Below are 20,862 nucleotides of genomic sequence, written 5' to 3' on the forward strand. Positions count from 1 at the left end.
AATATGCGGCTACCAACTGCAAACCTAACTTCGAAAAAGCCAGAAAACCTAGCCGTGACCTTATCCTGCCATTTTTTGAAAGACCCGTCACACTCCGGGGCCTAAGGTCTTTTCCATCGGCCGACGTTCCGGGACATATTTCCGGCTGATTGTGCCTTCGTTCCATGCCCGGGAAACATACAGGGCGCAGTAACAGCTCCCGTATTCTTTGACGTCAGCCTCCCGGTAGATACAGGGACAGAGAATATCCTGATCCCAATTGCGGTCTCCGGAGGCCAAACGGCAAGGACAGCTCATATAGCCGTAGCGGGCTTTATTTTCCAGGAGTGCCGCCAATAGAGCCTGGACAAGGTTCTGATCCTGGTTAAAGTAATAGCCTTTCGGTTCCTGGGTCTGCTTCAACATCTCGTAGAGTTCGGCTACCTTCATCGGGAATTAAGGATCTCCTGAATTTCCTCTTTTTTAAACCCGATCACTACCTTGTCGCCAATGACCAGGGTGGGAAAAGAGAGGTTGGGATTGATATTTTTTATTTCTTCGAGGACCTGTCGGCGTTCTCCCGGTTCTAACCGGTCTACATCGACACAGTCATACTCGAAGCCACATTGTGCCAGAAATTCCTTACAGTTCCGGCAATGTGAACAGGTACTGAGGGCATACAGCTTAATGTCGGACGGTTGCATAAAAAATTCCTCAGGATCAAAAAGGTATAGGACTTATAAAAACCGCAATGTAATCCTTCCGCCATCTGAGAGAATAGATCAAGGAATGGTGGGCGGCGTCCACCTTACAACACTGCAGCACCGACAGGCCCACCCGGAGGGGCGAATCTGGTATTCGTCCCAAACAATTGTAATGTTATCCCTTAATAGTAATACTTCAGCTATCTGAGATAATAGATCAGGAACATGGTTGGCGGTGCCCACCCTACAGCACCACAGCATCGACAGACCCGTCTGTAGGGGCGAATCTGGTATTCGTCCCAAACAATTAAAGTGTTATCCCATGATATAGTATATCAAAAACCAAGGCTGTATCATACCAGAAATTTTGGTTTTTTTTCATCTCGGCAGCCAAAGCCGGACCACCACCGACCGTATTATCTGTTTAAGCCGACAACGCCATCGCTCGGGCAGCCCTGTATTTTTCCCAGCAGGATATTTAGAAAAGCACTCTGATAGGAAGTCAAGAGCTTATTCTTTCTCATCAGGACGGTAATCCAATCTGGGGGAAAATAATGCGTCAGCGGCAGGAAGGCCAACTGTCTGGCATGCAACTCCGGTAATTCTTTTTTAACCAGGGTCGCCAAGGTAATTCCCAATCCCATCTCCACGTACAAGGAACTCAACTCCACATTCGAAGATTCCATAATAATGTGGTATTCCAGCCCCAACCTTTTGAGTTCCTCCTCCATTTTACTCCGCCGGGGATAAGTCGGTGTCTTAGGCGGCAAAATCAAGGGATAACGGGCGATTTCGGCCATTGTCACCTCCGGCTCCCTGGTCAAGGGGTGGCCCACAGGGGTGAGCAGAAAAGTTTCCACTTCGAGCCAGCGACGGGCTGTCAAATCCGGGGGGGCCTGGGACGCCGAGACGATCCCCATATCGACTTCTCCAGACCTTACCAGAGTGATAACCTCCGATTGGGAACGGTCTAAAATGGTCAACTGCACCTGGGGGAACTGCTCCCGGTAGAAGCGTAATACCTTGGGGAACAGATGGTAAATGGTAGTAAAAGGCGCCGCGAGCGTAAGCCTGCCGATCTGCCCCCCTTGCCTGGCTTTGAGCTCCGCTTGGAGCTGTTCTGAGAGCGCGAAAATAGTTTCGGCAAACCGAAAAACCAATTCTCCGACCGGCGTCAGACGTAATCTCTGTCTGCCGATCCGCTCTAGTAATGGGCAGGCCAATTCTTCTTCCAAGGCCTTAACCTGTTGACTTAAGGCTGATTGACTGCGATAGGTTGCCTCGCCAGCCCTGGTAAAGCTCCCCAACTTGGCAACCTGGTAGAAACCCAAAAGCTGCTGCCATTCCATAATTAAATTATCTTATTATTATAATTATTATAATTAATTTTACTAATAGTTTAACCCGATCTACAATGAAGTCAACGATTAATTGCCATTACCTGTCGGTCACCCGCGAATCATGAACTGGTTTCCTGGTGGAACAGGCTTTCTGGCCTGTAGAAAATTTAATTATTGTCCAACAACCGGAGACTATATTTTTTGACAAGATCGGAGGGTTGTATGAAAGATGCTCTTAAGCCTGGTTTGGCCTACGAGTTTCGTTATCAGGTTCCCTTGGAGCGCACCGTCCCGCATCTCCTGCCCGAATCCGAGGAATTCCAGCAGATGCCCAAGGTTCTGGCCTCCGGCTTCATGGTGGGCCTGATTGAATGGGCCTGTATCCAGGCCATCAAGCCATTCCTGGACTGGCCCCGGGAGCAGACCGTCGGCATCGGCTTTCAGTTATCCCACTCAGCCCCGACGCCGCCCGGGCATACCGTGACCATCAGGGTGGAACTGAGCCAGGTGGAAGGCCGCAAACTCACTTTTATGGTTCAGGCTGCCGATGAGAGCGAACTGATTTCTCAGGGGGTGCACGAAAGATTTATTATCGACGCCGACCGCTTTCGGATCAAGGCCGCCAGCAAGGCCCGCTAAAGATTCCCGGGCCGTTTCCGAGGAGGGGCAATGATGTTGATCCATAGCTATCGTTGGGAATTCTGCCGGCCGCCGAACCCAGGGGCGGGGCATCTGCGGGGGGTGGCGCATCTGGATGGTGATATCACTGCTATTTTGCCGCAACTGAACCGCGTCCTGCGCGGGCATTTATACTTCCCGGAGCCGCCGTCTTTGACCATCAAATATCAGGCCAAACTCATTACTTTCTACCCCCGGCAGATTGCTATCAACATCCTTACGGACGAAACCGAGGCCGAGCAGATCATCCGTTGGCTGCGGGATATCATCAATGATACCTGGGAAAAACGGCAGGAGATTCAGCCCCGGTTTGAGGTGGTGCAGCCGTCACGCATGGTTGAGATCTTAAAAATGCTGCCTCGAACCAACTGCGGCGATTGCGGTTATGCTACCTGCCTGATCCTGGCGGTGCAGATTAACGAGGGGAACGCCTCCTTGTCCGACTGTCCTCATCTATGACCGTTGGCAGGGTCCAACCCCCCGACTATGGTTTCCCGGCACGGATGCCGGGAGGCATAGACTCCATCCCAGTCCGGAGTCTGAGGTCACTCCCGACGGTTGATGAGCGCCGCTACGTAACCGGCGCCGAAACCGTTGTCGATATTGACCACCGCAACTCCGGAGGCGCAGGAATTGAGCATCCCCAGCAGAGCGGCAATGCCTCCAAAACTGGCGCCGTAGCCGACAGAGGTAGGGACGGCGATGACCGGCCGCTTGACCAGACCCCCGACCACACTGGGGAGGGCTCCCTCCATACCGGCAACGACGATGAAGACGGAGGCTTCCTGAAGTTTTTCCTGATAAGCCAACAGACGGTGTAAACCGGCCACCCCTACGTCATAGATCGGCTCCACCCGGTTGCCCATGATTCTGGCGGTGAGCAAGGCCTCTTCGGCTACGGGGATATCCGAGGTCCCGGCCGACATCACCAGGATCAGACCCCGACCCCGGTCAGGGGCCTCCTGCAAACCGAAGGTCATGATTTGGGAGACCGGGTGATATTCGGCAGCCGGAAAGGATTCCTGTAGAGTAACAGCCTGCTGCGGGGCCAGCCTGGTGATCAGGATTTGGGAAGCGCCCTGCAATAATGATCTCAGGATAGCGCTTATCTGCTCAATGCTTTTGCCGGCTGCCAAGATGACCTCGGGAAAACCCTGGCGCAGTTGACGGTGGTGGTCCACGTGGGCAAAACCCAGGTTTTCATAGGGCAGGTGTTGCAACCGCTGCAGGGCCTCGTCAATCCCGAGGCGGCCTGATTGCACCTGGAGAAGAATCTGTTGCAGATCTATTGTATCCATGAGTCTAAGACTCCTTTACTTTTTTCAGCCGCCCGTCCGGAGCCACCCGATACCGCTGACCTCGCCAGCTAATCTCATTTCCCAGAAAGCTTAAAACCCACAGCGCGAAAGCGCATATCTCCTTTATCGGAAACAAGAGCCAGTAGCGCCAGGGGAGCGGGCTGGCCAGGCAATAATAATGAGCCACCAGACCTGCCCAGAAACGGACTAGGAGACAGCCCAGGGCCAAGCAACCCGCCCAAGGGGCAAAGGCCGATGCCGACCAGGCCAGCACCCCCCAAGGAAAAGCCAAAGTAATGCCGTAAGCCAAATAACTCTTGGGGCGGCAGACCCGGTAGGTGCGGGCCCATCGCAGTTGGTGGGCGAGGTAGCCCATTACCGTCTCCCGCCGGTTGTTCGTTTCCACTACATAAGGCAAAAGCTGCACCTGCAAGCCGGCTTCAGATACGCGAAGCCCCAACTGGTAGTCGTCGGCCAGATGGTCCGCGATCCCCTCGAAACCGCCGATGCGTTCCAATGTTTCCTGGGATAAAGCCATCACCGCCCCCAGGGCAAACCGGATGTCTTCCACGTAATACGCCATGGCCACTGAGGGGATAAAATCGGTGCTGATGGTCATCGCCTCCAAGGCGGCGCCATTGGTATCCACCGGCCCCGGGCGATACAAACAGGTGGCCAGTCCCGCCTTCGGATCCTGGAGAGCTCCGGCCAGAACGCGCAGGGCATCAGGCCTGACCCGGACGTCGCTGTCGGAAATGAGAATATAATCGTAGACCGCCAAGGGTAGCAACTGGCGCAGGGTGCTGACCTTGGGATTCATTCCGAGCTCCTGCGGACAGATGACGACGCGAATGTCAACTTCACCGAAGGTGGCCTGCAAGTCTCTTAAAAGTGGCAGGATAGGATCGGTAGGGTCGGCAACGCCAAAGAGAATCTGCCGGGCCGGGTAATCCTGCCGGATGAAGCTGGCCAGACAATCGTAAGAGTCCTGCTCCAGCCCTCTGACCGGCTTCAACAGAGAAATTCCCGGCCAGACCCCACTCTGACAGGAAGGAAGAGGCCGCCGTCGGAAACAGATCAGGGCAATGATGGCACTGAACTGATAGACCAGGGCGCACAAGCAAAGGCTAGCAAATAGAGCCGCAATCAGGTTCATCTGGGACTATTGCCGATCAGAGAATTGGACATATTCATTTCCGTAATACTTCAGCTATCTGAGATAATAGATCAGGAACATGGTTGGCGGTGCCCACCCTACAGCACCACAGCATCGACAGACCCGTCTGTAGGGGCAAATCTGGTATTCGCCCCAAACAACTGAAGTGTTACTCATTTCCGAAACCTCGATGGTCCAGAATGCCATAATTTAATGTCAGGTTTGCTTGCTAATGCCGCGGCCATTATTTTTATGAGATAATGGAGACTCTTGCAGAACTAATTGTCATTTTTTCGAAAGCACCCGCAAGCCATGAGAATCATTTATTGATGGGCAAAGCTCTTATCTTCAGCGTAGGACCGAATCTCGTATTCGCCCCCAACCTAAGTCCAACCAGCGTAGGGGCAAATCTGGTATCCACCCCCAACCTAATTCCATCCAGTGTAGGGGCAAATCTCGTATTCGCCCGCAACCTAATTCCATCCAGTGTAGGGGCAAATCTCGTATTCGCCCCGCTTCAGTTATCATTTTATATCAGAGGATGCAAAACATGACCATAGCTCAGGGGAACCCGGAGATTCAAGAAGAAAAAGTAATTTTTGCCGCGGCTGACGTTACGTTGGAAGGACGCCTGGCCCCTGCCGGAGAATCGGGCGGGGTGGTGCTCACTTCCCCTCATCCCTTGTACGGCGGCGATATGGATAACAACGTGGTCTGGACGGCGGCCCGCGCCTTTCAGAACCGCCACTGGACCACACTCCGGTTTAATTTCCGGGGGGTGGGGTTGAGCACCGGAGACTACGGCGGGGGGCAGGCGGAAGTGGCTGATATTCAGGCCGCGATGCATTTTTTGGCCACCCGCGTTGCGAGACCGCAGGTCATAGTCGGCTATTCCTTCGGCGCCGCCGTGGCCAGCCGGGCGCTCATCCAGGGGACGCCGGCTGACGACCTCATTCTGATTGCCCCGCCCATCGCCCTGATGGAGATCAATTATTTGCCCGAAACGCCCCGACTCCGCCTCATCATCGTCGGTGACCGGGATGACTTTTGCCCGCTGTCTCAGTTGGAATATCTGTTCCAGACCTCTCCCCTGGACAGCCGACCCAAGATCAGGGTACTGCCGGGTTGCAGCCACTTTTTTGCCGGTTTTGAAAGGTCCCTGTATGATATCCTGCAAAAATACCAAAGAACCTTATCGGGTTCCGATACCTGAGAACCTTTGGCAAAATAACCGATTGGCTTGTTTGCTCTGGCCTGCATTTCGGACGCATAGGCACGCGCTGAGCTATAATCAATGTAATCTCAGTTAATTGGGAGACTAGCAAAAATCAGTCGTGTGCCTATGTTTCAGTAGTGATAGGATTGATGTTTAAAACAACTCTAGGCATTGGAATATCAAGAGATTTGAGAGTCGAAAGCAGATTTCGGGAAGGTTCATGCCGCTGAAAGAATTGAAATTGCGGGGTCTGAAATTCGGTGGCCTGAAGGGAACTTAGATCGTCTTTGATCCGCTCCCAAGGGAGTTGACAGTGTCGTTCTGCTTCTTCAAGGGGAAACGCCGCCGTGGTGGTATCGTAAAAAATGAGATCAACATCCAGATTGAAGAGATGGGCCGTGCGAAAAAATACTGCCTCCTCCACAGTGGCGCTATGAGCCTGCAAAAAATCCATGGCCTCATACATCTGATCTAATTTGAGGTCTTGACAGGAAGGTAAATGTACCTTGCTTAACCAGCGATTCCAGAAGCCCAGCTTCGATTCCGGTTCACACAAACGGTTGGCGGTCATGGCCAAAAGCGCCCGTTCATAGGCCTCGTTATAACCCTTCTGTTTAATTATATTTTTGAGCGCCGACGCTATCCCTAACCGTTCCCAAAGCACTTCCAAGACCATTGCCGTGCCAAGTTCCCGGGTTTGGATTAGCTTGACCTCGTCGGGAAGTAAATCTTGATCCCGGCCAGCTAGACTTTTTTCCTGGGGAACAGTGATCTCATTAACTTCCGCTCCGCAAACCCGGGCAATGGATTTGCACAAGCGTATAAGACTCCCCCGATCCAATTCATCGGCCCGGCTGAAATTGTGGATGATCTTGGCCACCGCTTGACTGCTTTGCTGGTTCCAGACATTATGGGCCAATTGGAAATATTCCACGATGGAGCCGTCTTTATTTTTCCGTTTTGTGGTCCGCAAATACATGCCTATTATGTAAGCATATACTATCTCGAGTTATAAAGATAAAAATTATAAAACATGTGCCTATGTATTTTGGCCAAAATCATCCCCTCAAAATCATAAAACCCGCATGAATCCTGGACTCTATATTCTCTCTACCCCTTAAATATGACTATTCATCCGAAATTCAGGTCCCAACAGCTTGACAACTCGTCACCCGGATAATTCACCAAAATCCCATATACCCGGTGGCACAGGCTTTCCAGCCTGTGCAAAAAAACAGTCTGTATTTCAGGTAAGCCTGTTAATCCATTTCATTAAAATGAGTTAGCTATCTTTTTCAAAATATCATGAATAAAGCGGGGTCATATTCTCAATCCTGCAGAGCGGCCCAACACAAAAAATAGCAATAAAATACGAGTAAATAACAATAGCGTCCAAGCAATAATCTTTAAAGTATGTTACGGATACTATCCGCAAAGGTGATTTCAATAATATTATTGGGAAGTTGCTAAATCCAGTCCCTCAAAAGGCTGCGGCATGCTGCCGGATGCCTTAGCCCGGATAATTCATCAAAATCCCATATACCCGGTGGCACAGGCTTTCCAGCCTGTGCAAAAAAACAGTCTGTATTTCAGGTAAGCCTGTTAATCTATGGCATTAAAATGAGTTAGCTATCTTTTTCAAAATATCATGAATAAAGCGGGTTAGGCCGGATTTGTTGCGCTCAAGTTATGGGTTGGTCTGATGGATCATTTCAGGCATGGTATCGGGAAGGAGATGGTATGCGGTCGCGCCCCCCTGTGGTGAATGAACATATTAAATGAATGACCAAAAAACTAACGTCTGTGATTTGATCTCAGCAGTAGAAGGTATTCTTGTATATTCTCAAAGGGAGAGTTCACAATGAAATTATTGAATTGCAAGAAATCAATCCTGGTATTGGCTATATTTTTCCTGGTTATTTATCCTGTATATGCTTCTAATAAGATTATTTTAGTAGCGCCGGCATATGGCATTGATCAGATGATTAAGAAATTTAATCAAAAAACAGTAAGCCCGGAAAGGGAACAAGAGTATGAGAAAATTAGATCGCATTTTATAGATATGAAAGACAGAGGAGAAATCTCGATACCAGCTAACCTTATAAAACCATCAGGTCATTATGCTTCGCTTGATACAGAAACTCTCGCACGGGAATGTTTTTCTGGTAGTTATTTCGCGAATATTATGGGTGTATATGCTACCCATGAAGATGTTGCCTTTATACGACTGCGAGTTTTTCATGATGGCTTTGCCGAATTATTCTCTAGAAGTGATATGTGGAAAGGAATACTTTCAGTTTATAAAATGCTGGTTAAAAATCTTGATCCTAAAATGGCGAAGATAGATATTATTAATACAACTACTACATTAGATTCACTTACACATTTATACTTTTTCCCTCCATTTAAGGAGCAGCTTTATGGCAGGGAAGAGATATTTCTTGAAGCAAACTTGGAAGCTTTAAAAAGATTCAAAAGCTTTATTGAGAACTACCATCCAACTGGATCTATGATGAAAATTCCGTTCTACAGGGAACCGTTTTCTGTGGCACGAGTGGCATTAATGCTTCAACAACGGACTAACCCTCAAAATTATTACGCTATTATTCCAGACCTTGCTGGGGTACGTTTTTCGAGAGAGCAAAAAATGACTGACGTAAAAAAGTATTTGGATTTGGTCATCCCTGCTCTGGAAAAATGAAGCCAAGGAGGTAAGTCTGTTAAGGCAGATAACGAAGCCCTCCCTGGAGATGTGCAGGTGACAACCACGTCCGGCGCTTCTCCCATCCTTAGAGACCCCCTTAACGATCCGGTAAATGAGCGCCCAACGATCACTCAAACCAAGCCTTGGAGGCAAATCCATGTCAAGAGTTCTTTGGCTGTTTAGCGCAGTTGTGTTGTGCGCCTGCATGCCCGGTTTCGCACGGGCCGATGCGCTCACGAGAGACCAGGCGATCTCAGTCCTCATTGCACAGGTAATAAACCCGAGTCCCAACAAAGACACCCTGATGGCCTTCGGCCCTCAAAACATGCTCCAGCCGGGAACTGTGGTGGAACCTTCCATGCTCAACACACCACCGTATCCGGGATCTTCCAGGACGATTCAGACCCCGACATGGTTCTTCTGGATAAATGACGAACCGGAGTACCGATTCGTCCACGCCTGCCGATTCATTTACATCGATGCAACCCGCGCCAATCCGATAGTAGGCGATGGCATAATCGTCGAGACGCAAGGATGGTGGCCGAAAATCAACGGTGTCGAGATCTATGAGGGTGGGCCGTACGTGTCTCCCGACCTTGTGTATGGCAACCCTCCTTCTCCTCCTAACCGTTAAAGAACAGTGCATTCATCGAGCACGGAGGTGCGTACATGAAAGTCGTATCGACTGCCTGTAGGATATCAATATTGACCACGATTTTATTTCTTCTGTCACTCCAGATAGCCTGGTGCGCTCCAGGCGCTATTATAATAAGCGGCGTTTCGGAACCATTTGCCCGTGGCGATCTTGATCATATGGAAGCGGCATTCAAGAACACAAGATGGTTAGAGCAAGAAAAAGGAGGTGTTTAATGAATAGAAAAACTGCAACGCTGATTGTCATTGTGAGCCGCTGTTTCACTGTAGCTCTCTTTCTGCCGCAGGCATGGGGTGAGGATCCGAAAATAGTCGTCAATAAGCCTTACGGCTATCAATTCGAGGCACCGGCCGGCCTGATAGTGAAGGTACAGTATAACGGAGAGATTATAGAAATGTATGAAAATGACAAGATTGCAATGAGAATCACAGCGTTTGGCCCAAATCCCAAGGGAAGTATTGCTTACGGCGGCGAAATCAAAAGAAGCGATGATTTGACCCTTCAGGAAAGAATTGCGGTTGAACTATATCAAGTCTGTAGACCCCCGTATGGAACATCGGACCCTGAATTCTTGCAAGCCATTGATTGGAGCTATCCACTTGTCGGGGGCGAAGCGGCGGTACAGGCCAACGGCACTTCCTGGAAAGGCTGCGATTCCCGAAGATTTCCCGTGACCATGGTCCGGAAAGGTGATCTGCGTTTTCGGTTTAATAATTTTCGCTTGGACAGAGAAGCATTCGAACGGGTCCTGTCTTCCTTTCTGTTTATCAAAAGAGAAGACTCCACACTGCCGGCTACGGGAGGTAAGTGATGCAGGCTCCAGAAATATCTCGGAAAAGGATGGCGTTTATCGAATGTGTCATGATCTTTCCTCTTTTATTAATGATTCCGTGCATGGTGCAGGCGCAACAACAATAAAAATATGGGGGGCTGATAAGATGGTCAGTGAAGCCAATAATAAGCGGCGTTTCGGAACCATTTGACCGTGGCGATCTTGATCATATGGAAGCGGCATTCAAGAACAAAAGATGGCAAAAAAAGGAGGTGTTTAATGAATAGAAAAACTGCAACGCTGATTGTCATTGTGAGCCTCTGTTTCACTGTAGCTTTCTTTCTGCCGCAGGCATGGGGTGAGGATTCGAAAATAGTCGTCAATAAGCCCTACGGCTATCAATTCGAGCCACCGGCCGGCCTGATCGTGCAGGTACAGTATAACGGATTGATTATAGAAATGTATGAAAATGACAAAATAGCGATGAAAATCACAGCGTTTAAACCAAATCCCAAAGCGCGCGTTGCTGGGAGAAAACTCGATGACTTAACCCTTCAGGAAATAATGACAATTAACCTATATGAACTCTGTCGCCCCGGAATATCGTATTCTGAATTCATGCAGACCATTGATTGGAGCTATCCACTTGTGGGGGGCGAAGCGGCGGTGCAGGCCAACGGCCCTCCCTGGAAAGGCTGCGATTCCCGAAGATTTCCCGCGACCATGGTCCGGAAAGACGATCTACGTTTTCGGTTTTCTAATTTTCGTTTGGACAGAGAAGCGTTCGAACGGGTCCTGTCTTCCTTTCTGTTTATCAAAAGAGAAGACTCCACACTCCCGGCTACGGGAGGCAAGTGATGCAGGCTCCGGAAAGATCTCGGAAAAGGATGGCGTTTATCGAATGTGTCATGATCTTTTCTCTTTTATTAATGATTCCGTACATGGTGCAGGCGCAACAACAATACCACCGGCAGGGAGCGGTTACATACGCCCAGGCCTATGCCGAAAAGTACTGCACTGACGGCTGGATTTTCAGGACCTGTTCAGGAGATCCTGTGAGCGTTACAGGAGGTGGTGTTATGACCGATGAGGACAAGTATGCCAATCCCCATGGCTGTGACTGCTCCCACTTCGTATCCTGCGCCATCGGCGAACCCGGCGGCGGGCTTGACGTCGACCATCCCTACAGCCCATATGTGTATGGTTATGTCGGCGTTGTGGCATTGGGAGGCTGGCTCCTCAGCGGCCGGGGAGAACTTGTAGACTCGGTTAATGCACTTCAGCCGGGCGATGTGATTCAGTATGACCGCGATGGCACCGGGTGGAAACATAGTGTCGTTTACGTTGGAAGTGAAAACATTTGTGCGCACTCAATTTCAAGGCTTAGCGAGCATTGGACCAGTGTTGATCATGTGGCAGTCCGCTTCATCCACATCACAATCCCTACCGCGATTCCCACCCTCTCGGAATGGAAGCGTATTTTTTTTACTATGGTGATGCTGTCTTTGGTGTTAGGTTTCGTACGCGGCCAATCCCCAGTACTCCCTTCAGCGTGCGGCAGCTTATGTATAGCATCAAATGCATATCGGATGGCTTACAACCGAAAGCTTTTTTATAAGGCCATCAGATGGGTCTATTCGGCCGCAGCATTGGGGCTTGCTGGGGCAACAGCGGTTTTTGGGTATGTGTCGATGCCGGATATAGTCGGGACACTTATCTGCGCGCCCTTGGCAGCTTATATACTCCACCTGGTTTTATTGTCTTTGCCTGAGGGGCGGTAAAAACCTGAATCGAGTTCTTACGGAATCGCTTCATCAGGAATAGATAAAAATGGAAAAGAAGGGCGTTCACTCTTCCGTATTGAAAAATTCTATTTTGAAAAGAGGTTTGTTTTTCATATTGCTTTTGATAGCAATTTGTCTGGTCCTGCACCCCGTTCGGATCAGGCAAATCGTAATTGAACCCTTTACGGCGACTATCTGCGGACAGGCGGCGTGGCTTATCAGGCTTGGGGGTGTGGACGCCCACAGCCATCACACCGCTCTTTGGGGAGCTGGATTCAGCGTGGATGTAAAAGATGGGTGTAACGCTATCTATGAGATTGGAATTTTTGTATGCGCCGTTTTCGCCTATCCGTCCACGCTAAGACACAAATTTCTTGGAATCGCTGGCGGTTCCTCGGTTATTTATGCTCTCAATATGGTGCGTGTCGTGAGTCTCTTCTTGATTGGCGTATACCATCGCAGCCTTTTCAAAATGGTGCACGATCATGTTTCTCAAGGGCTTTTCATTTTTTTTGTGGTTATTTTATGGATATTCTGGGCCTCATCAAAACCAGAGCAAGAAACCTCCGATAACTAAAATACTACCTTTTGTTTGTAGACTTATCTTATTTTATATAATTATACTCCTTCTATGGCACTATTTTTATTTATATTATGAAGCGTTTCTGTGGCAAGTTTCGATAAGAATCGGTTACATTGCGACAAACCTCCCATTAGGCCTGCCAGAACTTAATCTCCAAAATAAGCCGTATTGTGACATCGGTGGCATATATTTCTTTCCCAATATGGCATGGTACACCATTTGCAACATCATGATGATCACCCTTTGCCTATCGACTTCGGGAATACCTTGGAAAATCCGGCTAGAGATGATTATTATTGGCACCTTCATACTTTTTATATTTCAAATCATCTGCGTTTATCTTAGCATGTACAATTGGTTATATGTACACTATCCGGTATGGTCAACAAGTGAAAAGCAGAAGATTGTTGAGATCATTGAGTATGATAGAGCCACTGCGGTAATTATTGAATGGTTTACTCTCGTTTCCAAAGTTATCATACGACATGTGTTAACCGTATTAGTTTGGGTCGGTTTAGTTTTACTATTAAAAAGAGATAACAGAGGTCTTTCAATAGAAATTATACTATGAAGACATTTTTTTTGAACATATTAAAGTTTATAAAACCAAGAGATACAATATTCTTTATCTGCATGCTACTAATTATCTTTCTTGCTCCGTTATGTTTATATGATATGAAAGCTCGACGCATTTGTCTAAATATTAAAGATATTTATTCAAAAGGAATAAGGCAATTTGACGAGAAATCATATAACGAATCACTGCTAAGCTTGACTCAGGCCATTAAATTATGTCCTAAATTTGCGCCAGCCTATTTCTACCGCGCCAGGGTCTATTTTGAACTACGCATGTACCAAGCGGCAGTTTCTGATTACACAACAGCGATCTCCATAAATTCAAGATATTATCAGGCTTATAACAGTCGAGCCATTACCTACCGGGCAATGGGAAAATATGATGATGCAATAAAAGACTATTCCAAATCCCTTAATATTTTTCCAAAGTACTGCACTGCCCTGATTAACCGGAGCATTGCCTACCGGCGAAAGGAGATGTTTAAGGAAGCACTTGCCGACTTGGAAGTGGCGATTGAAATGTATCCTAATGATGAGAGTGTTATTCTCTTGAGAGGCCGGACACATTTGGACGCGGGAAGACCTTTCCGTGCCATTTCTGACTTTAACAGGGTTTTGGAATTGAATCCGAAAAATGTTCAAGCCTGGATTCGTCGGGGTGACGCTGCGGCCATAATAGGCTTACAGGATCAAGCCATATCGGACTATGGAGAAGCCTACGCAATCGCTAGTAGCAATAAGGAGCTTTTGCATAGAAGAAGATTTCTGAAATCCATGGGATTGAGAACCAACTCCAAGCTCTTGCCACCCAACTATCCAATTAGCCAGCAAGACAAGAGCAAGGCCGGCGAGCATAACCGGCGAGGCCTCGAAGGCATAAAACAAGGCAAATTAATCTCCGCCATTGCAGAATTCAATAAATCTTTGAAATTATCACCCTATCTTCTACATAAGGCAAAAGCTGCACCTGCAAGCCGGCTTCAGATACGCGAAGCCCCAACTGGTAGTCGTCGGCCAGATGGTCCGCGATCCCCTCGAAACCGCCGATGCGTTCCAATGTTTCCTGGGATAAAGCCATCACCGCCCCCAGGGCAAACCGGATGTCTTCCACGTAATACGCCATGGCCACTGAGGGGATAAAATCGGTGCTGATGGTCATCGCCTCCAAGGCGGCGCCATTGGTATCCACCGGCCCCGGGCGATACAAACAGGTGGCCAGTCCCGCCTTCGGATCCTGGAGAGCTCCGGCCAGAACGCGCAGGGCATCAGGCCTGACCCGGACGTCGCTGTCGGAAATGAGAATATAATCGTAGACCGCCAAGGGTAGCAACTGGCGCAGGGTGCTGACCTTGGGATTCATTCCGAGCTCCTGCGGACAGATGACGACGCGAATGTCAACTTCACCGAAGGTGGCCTGCAAGTCTCTTAAAAGTGGCAGGATAGGATCGGTAGGGTCGGCAACGCCAAAGAGAATCTGCCGGGCCGGGTAATCCTGCCGGATGAAGCTGGCCAGACAATCGTAAGAGTCCTGCTCCAGCCCTCTGACCGGCTTCAACAGAGAAATTCCCGGCCAGACCCCACTCTGACAGGAAGGAAGAGGCCGCCGTCGGAAACAGATCAGGGCAATGATGGCACTGAACTGATAGACCAGGGCGCAAAAGCAAAGGCTAGCAAATAGAGCCGCAATCAGGTTCATCTGGGACTATTGCCGATCAGAGAATTGGACATATTCATTTCCGTAATACTTCAGCTATCTGGGATAATAGATCAGGAACATGGTTGGCGGTGCCCACCCTACAGCACCACAGCATCGACAGACCCGTCTGTAGGGGCAAATCTCGTATTCGCCCCAAACAACTGAAGTGTTACTCATTTCCGAAACCACGATGGCCCAGAATGCCGTAATTTAATGGCAAATTCGTTTGCTAATGCCGCCGCCATTATTTTTATGAGATAATGGAGACTCTTGCAGAACTAATTGTCATTTTTTCGAAAGCACCCGCAAGCCATGAGAATCATTTATTGATGGGCAAAGCTCTTATCTTCAGCGTAGGACCGAATCTCGTATTCGCCCGCAACCTAATTCCATCCAGTGTAGGGGCAAATCTCGTATTCGCCCCGCTTCAGTTATCATTTTATATCAGAGGATGCAAAACATGACCATAGCTCAGGGGAACCCGGAGATTCAAGAAGAAAAAGTAATTTTTGCCGCGGCTGACGTTACGTTGGAAGGACGCCTGGCCCCTGCCGGAGAATCGGGCGGGGTGGTGCTCACTTCCCCTCATCCCTTGTACGGCGGCGATATGGATAACAACGTGGTCTGGACGGCGGCCCGCGCCTTTCAGAACCGCCACTGGACCACACTCCGGTTTAATTTCCGGGGGGTGGGGTTGAGCACCGGAGACTACGGCGGGGGGCAGGCGGAAGTGGCTGATATTCAGGCCGCGATGCATTTTTTGGCCACCCGCGTTGCGAGACCGCAGGTCATAGTCGGCTATTCCTTCGGCGCCGCCGTGGCCAGCCGGGCGCTCATCCAGGGGACGCCGGCTGACGACCTCATTCTGATTGCCCCGCCCATCGCCCTGATGGAGATCAATTATTTGCCCGAAACGCCCCGACTCCGCCTCATCATCGTCGGTGACCGGGATGACTTTTGCCCGCTGTCTCAGTTGGAATATCTGTTCCAGACCTCTCCCCTGGACAGCCGACCCAAGATCAGGGTACTGCCGGGTTGCAGCCACTTTTTTGCCGGTTTTGAAAGGTCCCTGTATGATATCCTGCAAAAATACCAAAGAACCTTATCGGGTTCCGATACCTGAGAACCTTTGGCAAAATAACCGATTGGCTTGTTTGCTCTGGCAGGAAAGATTTTGAACCTACGCCTCGATGCAAATGTTACAACAATATCAGGATACCTGGAAATTTAACTTTGATAACAGGATATTCGTTTTCTTTAGGCAACTCGCAAATAATTACGTCTTTAGCCGGTTCATTTAAAGATTTTGATATGAGGACCAAGATAGGCTATACTTGATCGTAATACTTCAGCTTTCTGAGAGAATAGATCAAGGAATGGCGGGAGGTGTCCACCCTACATTAAAGAACTTCAAATTCTTAATAAATCACGGCTTAGTTTCGGTTAACCGGAGTGCTGCACTTGATCTAATAACCTAAAATCAACCAAGGGTCTGGAATTTCTTAATTTATCCCAAATAAATAAATTATATTATCAGTCGATACTTGTTATCGAATAAATTGATGAGATTTTTTCTCCCGTTGGCCCAAAATTTGACGAGAAAGGTACTTCGGGTAGTTGCCGACTGCAACCAAGAATCCCAACCCTCCCGCTTCATATAAAATCCTGCTGACTGTGGTCTGCGGCATTGCCTTTGCGAGCTATTTTGCCACCAGCCTGCGACTGCCGGTAGTGCCGTTGTTTGCCGTATCTCTGGGTGCCTCCACCTCCGAGGTGGGGTTTATTAACTCCAGCTTTCTCCTGATGTGCGGTCTGTTGGCGCTGCCCTTGGGATTATTAGGCGACCGGTGGGGGCGGAAACGCATCATTCTTCTCGGTCTGTTGATCGCCTCCAGCTCATCTCTGCTGCTCTACTGGAGCCGCACGCCGCTTCAAATCATCTGGATTTATCTGGCCTTTGGCGTGGGTCTGGCCATGATCGGACCGAGCCTGATGGCCATCGTGGCCGACATCTCACCGGCCACCCATCTCGGCCGGGCCTATGGTTGGTATACCACTTCCATTTATTCGGCCATGAGTCTGGGGCCGGCCGCGGGAGGTCTATTGGCAGAGGCCCTGGGGTACCGCCAGGTCTTTCTGTTCGTGGCCGGTGCCATGTTTCTGCTCCTGATTCCGGTAGCGTGGTTTTTACCCCGCAGCAACCCGAGAGCCGATGATCATCAGCTACCAGACCTGTCGCAGGTGATCTCCTTGGGTTGGTCCAATCACCTGCTGCACGGCTGTTGGGCCCTGACCCTGGGTTCCTGCATTGCCCTGGGGGTCTTCTTTACTTTTTTTCCACTGTATGCCCTGCGCCACGGTTTGAACGCCGGTCAGATCGGGGTGGTGTTCGCCGCCCAGGCCGTTATCAACGCCCTCTCCCGTATCCCTTTGGGACGTTTGAGCGACCAGACGGATAAGACCAGATTGGCGATCTGGGGTTTCTTAGGTCTGAGCCTTGTTCTGGCAGCTTTCAGCTTTAGCCATAGCCTGACCGCCTTTATCGTTCTTGCTATGGCCTCGGGAGCCGTGCAGGGGGTGGGGTTTACCCCGCTGGGCGCTCTGATTCCGGAGGTGGTGCCGGTGGAGGCCCGCGGGCTGGCCATGGGCGGCTATAACACGGCGATTTATTTAGGCATGATGACGGGATCGGCCGGTATGGGACCGGTGATTCACCTGATCGGTTTCGAACCGAGCTTTTTTCTGGCGGCGTTGATTAATCTGTTCTTCACCGGTTGGTTTTACCTTGCTTTCCGAAGGAAAAATGGCGGGCGAGGGCGTATCCCGGCCCATTAGCCCCTGTCGCCGATTATCGCAAATTACTCGGTTGCTGAAAGTTAAACTGATTGACAACCCTCAGAGGTATCGATATTCTCTTTTTGTTGCACTACAATATAAATGTTGTTAGTTGCGGGTCCCTTTTTCGGCGGCTGTCTTCATCTCGGTTGCAAGGCATCGCCGCCTTACTGGAATATCTTTCTTATCTGAACAAGGATGCGTTCCATGCACGCTTCCAAGACTCTGCCTCCGCAACCGGGGGGCTTATGGAATCGCTGGAAAAACTGGTTCCTCAAGATCTTTAGCGGCCGGGATTATCATTATTACGGTTATCTCCCGAGTCGACCCAATTTTCTGCTGCGCTACACACTGGACCGCTTTTTCGCCCGGGTCAATGTCCCTCCCAGACATTTGGAGCGATTGCGCCAGATGGGAGAAAAAGGTGTAGTGGTCTATGCCTTGAAGTATCGCAGCCATCTGGATTTTCTCTTTTTTAACCGCCGCTATCTCAGTTCGGGGGCGCCACAGCCGGAATTCGCCTTCGACCTCAATCTCTGGATGTGGCAGCCGTTTTCCCATCTCATCCAGATCATCTCGGCCGCCATTCATTACTTCACCCGGAAACACCACTGGCCCAACCCCTTTCAGGACGGTTATTTCCGCTGGGTGCTGGAGCAACGGAAATCCGGGTTGCTGTTTCTGGTAGATCAGGTCGGCTTCCGACAACGCTTTTACCAACCGAAAGAAGATCCTCTGCGACACCTGCTGGAAATCCAGCAGGAATTGTCGTTCCCCATTTTTCTGGTCCCGCAGATGGTGATGGATCGAGACCCTACCCGGGAGGATAAAGGTATTATCCAACTCTTTTTCGGAGACAGTGAAAATCCAGGCCGTCTCAGAAAATTGGCCCTTTTCTTCTTTCGGAGCAAAAAGGCCGTGGTGGAGTTGGCCGAACCGATCAATCTGCAAGAGTTGCTGGCCGATCCCAGAAATGAAAAATACCTGCTGGAAGAGGTGGCCCAGAACATCCGCCGGGAACTGATCAACCGCATCGACCTCACCCGTCGGGTGATTACCGGACCGGTGATCAAGTCTATGGAAGAGTGCATGGAATTGACCCTTACCGATCCGAATCTCACCGATTTTATGGAACATATGGCGGAGGTGGAGAACCAGAAAATCTCCAGGATCAAGAAAAAAGCCCAGAGTTATTTCCTGGAGATTGCTTCGGATTATAATGCCATGCTGGTTCACCTTTGGGACAAGGCGCTCACCTGGGTCTGGCAGAATATTTTTGAAGGTATCTCGCTGGATGAAGCGGGAATGGAGCGGATCCGCCAGGTCTCACCCCAGGGAACGTTGATTTATGTCCCCTGCCACAAGAGCCACATTGACTATTTAATTCTCAACTACATGATTTACCAGAATAATATCCATCCACCGCGGATTGCCGCCGGCAAGAATCTGGCTTTTTGGCCGGTAGGCGCCCTTTTCCGCAAGGCCGGGGCCTTCTTCATCCGCCGCCGTTTCCACGGGGCCAAGCTCTATGCCGAAGTCTTTGCCAGCTACCTGAAGACCCTGATTAAGGAAGGCTACAATATTGAATTTTTTATTGAGGGGGGGCGCAGCCGTACGGGTAAACTGGTTCTGCCCCAGTTGGGCCTGTTGAACATGATAGTACGGGCTTATCATGAAGGCGTGGCCCGGGATCTCATTTTTGTCCCCTGTTTCATCGGCTACGATCAGGTCATGGAGGAAAAAGCCTACTTAACGGAACTCACCGGTTCGCAGAAAAAAACCGAATCCTGGTTGCAGCTTTTCAAAATTCGTAAGCTCCTGAAAAAGCGCTACGGCCGGGTTTATCTCCGGTTTAGCGAACCCATCTTTTTCTCGGAATATTTGGATCGCTATCAGTTAAACAGCGATCAACTGACCGAGGAGCGGCGCCGGACGATCGGCCGGGATCTGGCCTTTTCAATTATCCAGAATATCAACGAAGTCTCGGTGGTAACCCCCTTCTCCCTGGTCTGTGCGGCGCTCTTGACCTATCCCCGCAAAGGCGTTTACCGGCGCGAACTGCTGAATATCATCAACGTCTTCTACGATTACCTGGTGGAACGCAAAGCTCACCTGGCCGAGACCTTAAGCCACCTCACTCAAGCTATCGAAGAGGCCCTGACGCTCTGCGAGGCTCGCAAATTGATAACCCCCATCGAGAAAGAGGAAGAGCTGGCCGATGAACTCGGCCTGGGGGCTTATAGCATCGATGAAAGCAAGCGCCTGCTGCTGGAGTACTATAAAGATAATATCATCCATTTTTTCATTCCGGCGTCGCTGGTGGCCATGTCCATACTGGCAACCCAGGGGTTCGAGTTCACCCGCGAACAGGTCGTTGCCGACTATCGCTTTTTAAAAGACTTTTTCAAATATGAATTTGTTTACGATGACCAGGGATCGGAGGCCAATGTCGACCGCATGCTCGACTATTTCTGCACCAGAGGCGTGATCGGGGTCATCAGCCGGGAAGCCGACTCCTATCTACTGTCGGCTTCTGGCCTGAAAGAGCTGTCCTATTTTGCCAATCTCCTGCACAATTACCTGGAATCCTACTGGGTCGCTTTCCGTTCGATCAAATATCTCAAGAAGCGGCCCCGCAATGAGCGGGACTTCCTGAAACGCATTCAATCCATCGGCGCCAAACTCCATAAAGTGGGGGAGGTGGAGCGGGCGGAGGCGCTCTCCGATGCCAATTTTCGCAATGCTCTCAAACTCTTTGGCGAAAAGGGCGTCATCGTCAAGAAGGCCAAAGTGGGTAAACAGCCTACCACCTTCAGCCGACCGGAAGATGAAGACGCCAGAGAATTCTATGGCCAGCAATTAGCCCGCTTTTTACGGCGCTAATAG

19 protein-coding genes and 1 pseudogene are annotated in these 20,862 nt (G+C 49.9%); 13 read left to right on the top strand and 7 right to left on the bottom strand.

Going from position 1 to position 20,862, the window contains the following annotated elements:
• Positions 1-87: 87 nt before the first annotated feature.
• The 3 genes from DESAC_RS04970 to DESAC_RS04980 all read right to left on the bottom strand — a co-directional run bounded on the left by DESAC_RS04970 (position 88) and on the right by DESAC_RS04980 (position 2,032).
• On the bottom strand, positions 88-429 hold the full coding sequence (locus tag DESAC_RS04970; RefSeq protein WP_013705984.1) for a ferredoxin-thioredoxin reductase catalytic domain-containing protein: 342 nt from the start codon (positions 427-429) through the stop codon (positions 88-90).
• Positions 426-683 (bottom strand): glutaredoxin family protein, encoded by a 258-nt coding sequence (locus DESAC_RS04975; protein WP_013705985.1) that lies wholly within the window; start codon positions 681-683, stop codon positions 426-428. Before DESAC_RS04975 ends, DESAC_RS04970 begins: the two co-directional genes overlap by 4 nt.
• Before the next feature lie 416 nt (positions 684-1,099).
• Complete coding sequence (locus tag DESAC_RS04980; protein WP_013705986.1) at positions 1,100-2,032, bottom strand: LysR family transcriptional regulator; 933 nt, start codon at positions 2,030-2,032, stop codon at positions 1,100-1,102.
• Positions 2,033-2,245: 213 nt separating this feature from the next.
• Here DESAC_RS04980 and DESAC_RS04985 point away from each other — a divergent pair, with 213 nt between their 5' ends.
• On the top strand, positions 2,246-2,662 hold the full coding sequence (locus tag DESAC_RS04985; RefSeq protein ID WP_013705987.1) for a thioesterase family protein: 417 nt from the start codon (positions 2,246-2,248) through the stop codon (positions 2,660-2,662).
• A 30-nt stretch (positions 2,663-2,692) separates the two neighbouring features.
• Entirely contained in the window at positions 2,693-3,160 is a 468-nt protein-coding gene (locus DESAC_RS04990; protein WP_013705988.1) for a (Fe-S)-binding protein, read from the top strand.
• A gap of 86 nt (positions 3,161-3,246) precedes the next feature.
• Here DESAC_RS04990 and larB read toward each other — a convergent pair whose 3' ends face one another.
• Together larB and hpnI are read right to left on the bottom strand one after the other, a co-directional pair.
• A complete protein-coding gene (larB, locus tag DESAC_RS04995; protein WP_013705989.1) occupies positions 3,247-3,999 on the bottom strand; it encodes a nickel pincer cofactor biosynthesis protein LarB in 753 nt (250 codons plus the stop codon).
• 4 nt (positions 4,000-4,003) lie between these two features.
• A complete protein-coding gene (gene hpnI, locus DESAC_RS05000) occupies positions 4,004-5,155 on the bottom strand; it encodes a bacteriohopanetetrol glucosamine biosynthesis glycosyltransferase HpnI (RefSeq protein ID WP_013705990.1) in 1,152 nt (383 codons plus the stop codon).
• Between the two features lie 550 nt (positions 5,156-5,705).
• Here hpnI and DESAC_RS05005 point away from each other — a divergent pair.
• The gene (locus DESAC_RS05005; protein WP_013705991.1) at positions 5,706-6,368 is read left to right on the top strand and encodes an alpha/beta hydrolase; all 663 of its coding nucleotides are present in this window, start codon (positions 5,706-5,708) and stop codon (positions 6,366-6,368) included.
• A 127-nt stretch (positions 6,369-6,495) separates the two neighbouring features.
• On the opposite strand, the gene DESAC_RS05010 is transcribed toward DESAC_RS05005, so the two are convergent.
• Positions 6,496-7,344: an IS1634 family transposase N-terminal domain-related protein gene (locus DESAC_RS05010; protein WP_148231191.1), complete on the bottom strand. Its 849-nt coding sequence runs from the start codon at positions 7,342-7,344 to the stop codon at positions 6,496-6,498.
• Between the two features lie 888 nt (positions 7,345-8,232).
• Here DESAC_RS05010 and DESAC_RS05015 point away from each other — a divergent pair.
• From DESAC_RS05015 to DESAC_RS16960, 7 genes and pseudogenes are all read left to right on the top strand, one after another.
• Complete coding sequence (locus DESAC_RS05015) at positions 8,233-9,072, top strand: hypothetical protein (RefSeq protein WP_013705993.1); 840 nt, start codon at positions 8,233-8,235, stop codon at positions 9,070-9,072.
• Between the two features lie 160 nt (positions 9,073-9,232).
• The gene (locus DESAC_RS05020) at positions 9,233-9,709 is read left to right on the top strand and encodes a hypothetical protein (protein WP_013705994.1); all 477 of its coding nucleotides are present in this window, start codon (positions 9,233-9,235) and stop codon (positions 9,707-9,709) included.
• Between the two features lie 235 nt (positions 9,710-9,944).
• Positions 9,945-10,541 carry a hypothetical protein gene (locus DESAC_RS05030; RefSeq protein WP_013705996.1) on the top strand — a complete coding sequence of 199 codons (597 nt, stop codon included), beginning with the start codon at positions 9,945-9,947 and terminating at the stop codon, positions 10,539-10,541.
• Between the two features lie 240 nt (positions 10,542-10,781).
• Positions 10,782-11,360: a hypothetical protein gene (locus tag DESAC_RS05035; RefSeq protein WP_013705997.1), complete on the top strand. Its 579-nt coding sequence runs from the start codon at positions 10,782-10,784 to the stop codon at positions 11,358-11,360.
• Entirely contained in the window at positions 11,360-12,283 is a 924-nt protein-coding gene (locus tag DESAC_RS05040; protein WP_013705998.1) for an amidase domain-containing protein, read from the top strand. The genes DESAC_RS05035 and DESAC_RS05040 overlap by 1 nt, the downstream gene beginning before the upstream one ends.
• A 49-nt stretch (positions 12,284-12,332) precedes the next feature.
• On the top strand, positions 12,333-12,863 hold the full coding sequence (xrtH, locus tag DESAC_RS15085) for an exosortase H (RefSeq protein ID WP_013705999.1): 531 nt from the start codon (positions 12,333-12,335) through the stop codon (positions 12,861-12,863).
• A gap of 855 nt (positions 12,864-13,718) precedes the next feature.
• Positions 13,719-14,168, top strand: a pseudogene (locus tag DESAC_RS16960) (tetratricopeptide repeat protein); the annotation flags it as partial.
• Between the two features lie 190 nt (positions 14,169-14,358).
• Here DESAC_RS16960 and DESAC_RS16585 read toward each other — a convergent pair.
• Entirely contained in the window at positions 14,359-15,141 is a 783-nt protein-coding gene (locus tag DESAC_RS16585; RefSeq protein WP_013706001.1) for a glycosyltransferase, read from the bottom strand.
• 460 nt (positions 15,142-15,601) lie between these two features.
• Between DESAC_RS16585 and DESAC_RS05065 the strand changes: the two genes are divergently transcribed.
• The 3 genes from DESAC_RS05065 to DESAC_RS05075 all read left to right on the top strand — a co-directional run bounded on the left by DESAC_RS05065 (position 15,602) and on the right by DESAC_RS05075 (position 20,859).
• Complete coding sequence (locus tag DESAC_RS05065; protein WP_013705991.1) at positions 15,602-16,264, top strand: alpha/beta hydrolase; 663 nt, start codon at positions 15,602-15,604, stop codon at positions 16,262-16,264.
• 494 nt (positions 16,265-16,758) lie between these two features.
• On the top strand, positions 16,759-17,976 hold the full coding sequence (locus DESAC_RS05070; RefSeq protein ID WP_013706002.1) for an MFS transporter: 1,218 nt from the start codon (positions 16,759-16,761) through the stop codon (positions 17,974-17,976).
• A gap of 207 nt (positions 17,977-18,183) precedes the next feature.
• On the top strand, positions 18,184-20,859 hold the full coding sequence (locus DESAC_RS05075) for a 1-acyl-sn-glycerol-3-phosphate acyltransferase (protein ID WP_013706003.1): 2,676 nt from the start codon (positions 18,184-18,186) through the stop codon (positions 20,857-20,859).
• The last annotated feature ends 3 nt before the right edge of the window (positions 20,860-20,862 follow it).

This window comes from Desulfobacca acetoxidans DSM 11109 (assembly GCF_000195295.1).
GTDB classification, from domain to species: Bacteria; Desulfobacterota; Desulfobaccia; order Desulfobaccales; family Desulfobaccaceae; genus Desulfobacca; species Desulfobacca acetoxidans.

Bases quoted from the DNA above. Each gene is read 5' to 3' on its own strand.
- DESAC_RS04970 (WP_013705984.1), bottom strand. From the start codon at position 429: ATGAAGGTAGCCGAACTCTACGAGATGTTGAAGCAGACCCAGGAACCG.
- DESAC_RS04975 (WP_013705985.1), bottom strand. From the start codon at position 683: ATGCAACCGTCCGACATTAAGCTGTATGCCCTCAGTACCTGTTCACAT.
- DESAC_RS04980 (WP_013705986.1), bottom strand. From the start codon at position 2,032: ATGGAATGGCAGCAGCTTTTGGGTTTCTACCAGGTTGCCAAGTTGGGG.
- DESAC_RS04985 (WP_013705987.1), top strand. From the start codon at position 2,246: ATGAAAGATGCTCTTAAGCCTGGTTTGGCCTACGAGTTTCGTTATCAG.
- DESAC_RS04990 (WP_013705988.1), top strand. From the start codon at position 2,693: ATGATGTTGATCCATAGCTATCGTTGGGAATTCTGCCGGCCGCCGAAC.
- larB (WP_013705989.1), bottom strand. From the start codon at position 3,999: ATGGATACAATAGATCTGCAACAGATTCTTCTCCAGGTGCAATCAGGC.
- hpnI (WP_013705990.1), bottom strand. From the start codon at position 5,155: ATGAACCTGATTGCGGCTCTATTTGCTAGCCTTTGCTTGTGCGCCCTG.
- DESAC_RS05005 (WP_013705991.1), top strand. From the start codon at position 5,706: ATGACCATAGCTCAGGGGAACCCGGAGATTCAAGAAGAAAAAGTAATT.
- DESAC_RS05015 (WP_013705993.1), top strand. From the start codon at position 8,233: ATGAAATTATTGAATTGCAAGAAATCAATCCTGGTATTGGCTATATTT.
- DESAC_RS05020 (WP_013705994.1), top strand. From the start codon at position 9,233: ATGTCAAGAGTTCTTTGGCTGTTTAGCGCAGTTGTGTTGTGCGCCTGC.
- DESAC_RS05030 (WP_013705996.1), top strand. From the start codon at position 9,945: ATGAATAGAAAAACTGCAACGCTGATTGTCATTGTGAGCCGCTGTTTC.
- DESAC_RS05035 (WP_013705997.1), top strand. From the start codon at position 10,782: ATGAATAGAAAAACTGCAACGCTGATTGTCATTGTGAGCCTCTGTTTC.
- DESAC_RS05040 (WP_013705998.1), top strand. From the start codon at position 11,360: ATGCAGGCTCCGGAAAGATCTCGGAAAAGGATGGCGTTTATCGAATGT.
- xrtH (WP_013705999.1), top strand. From the start codon at position 12,333: ATGGAAAAGAAGGGCGTTCACTCTTCCGTATTGAAAAATTCTATTTTG.
- DESAC_RS16585 (WP_013706001.1), bottom strand. From the start codon at position 15,141: ATGAACCTGATTGCGGCTCTATTTGCTAGCCTTTGCTTTTGCGCCCTG.
- DESAC_RS05065 (WP_013705991.1), top strand. From the start codon at position 15,602: ATGACCATAGCTCAGGGGAACCCGGAGATTCAAGAAGAAAAAGTAATT.
- DESAC_RS05075 (WP_013706003.1), top strand. From the start codon at position 18,184: ATGCACGCTTCCAAGACTCTGCCTCCGCAACCGGGGGGCTTATGGAAT.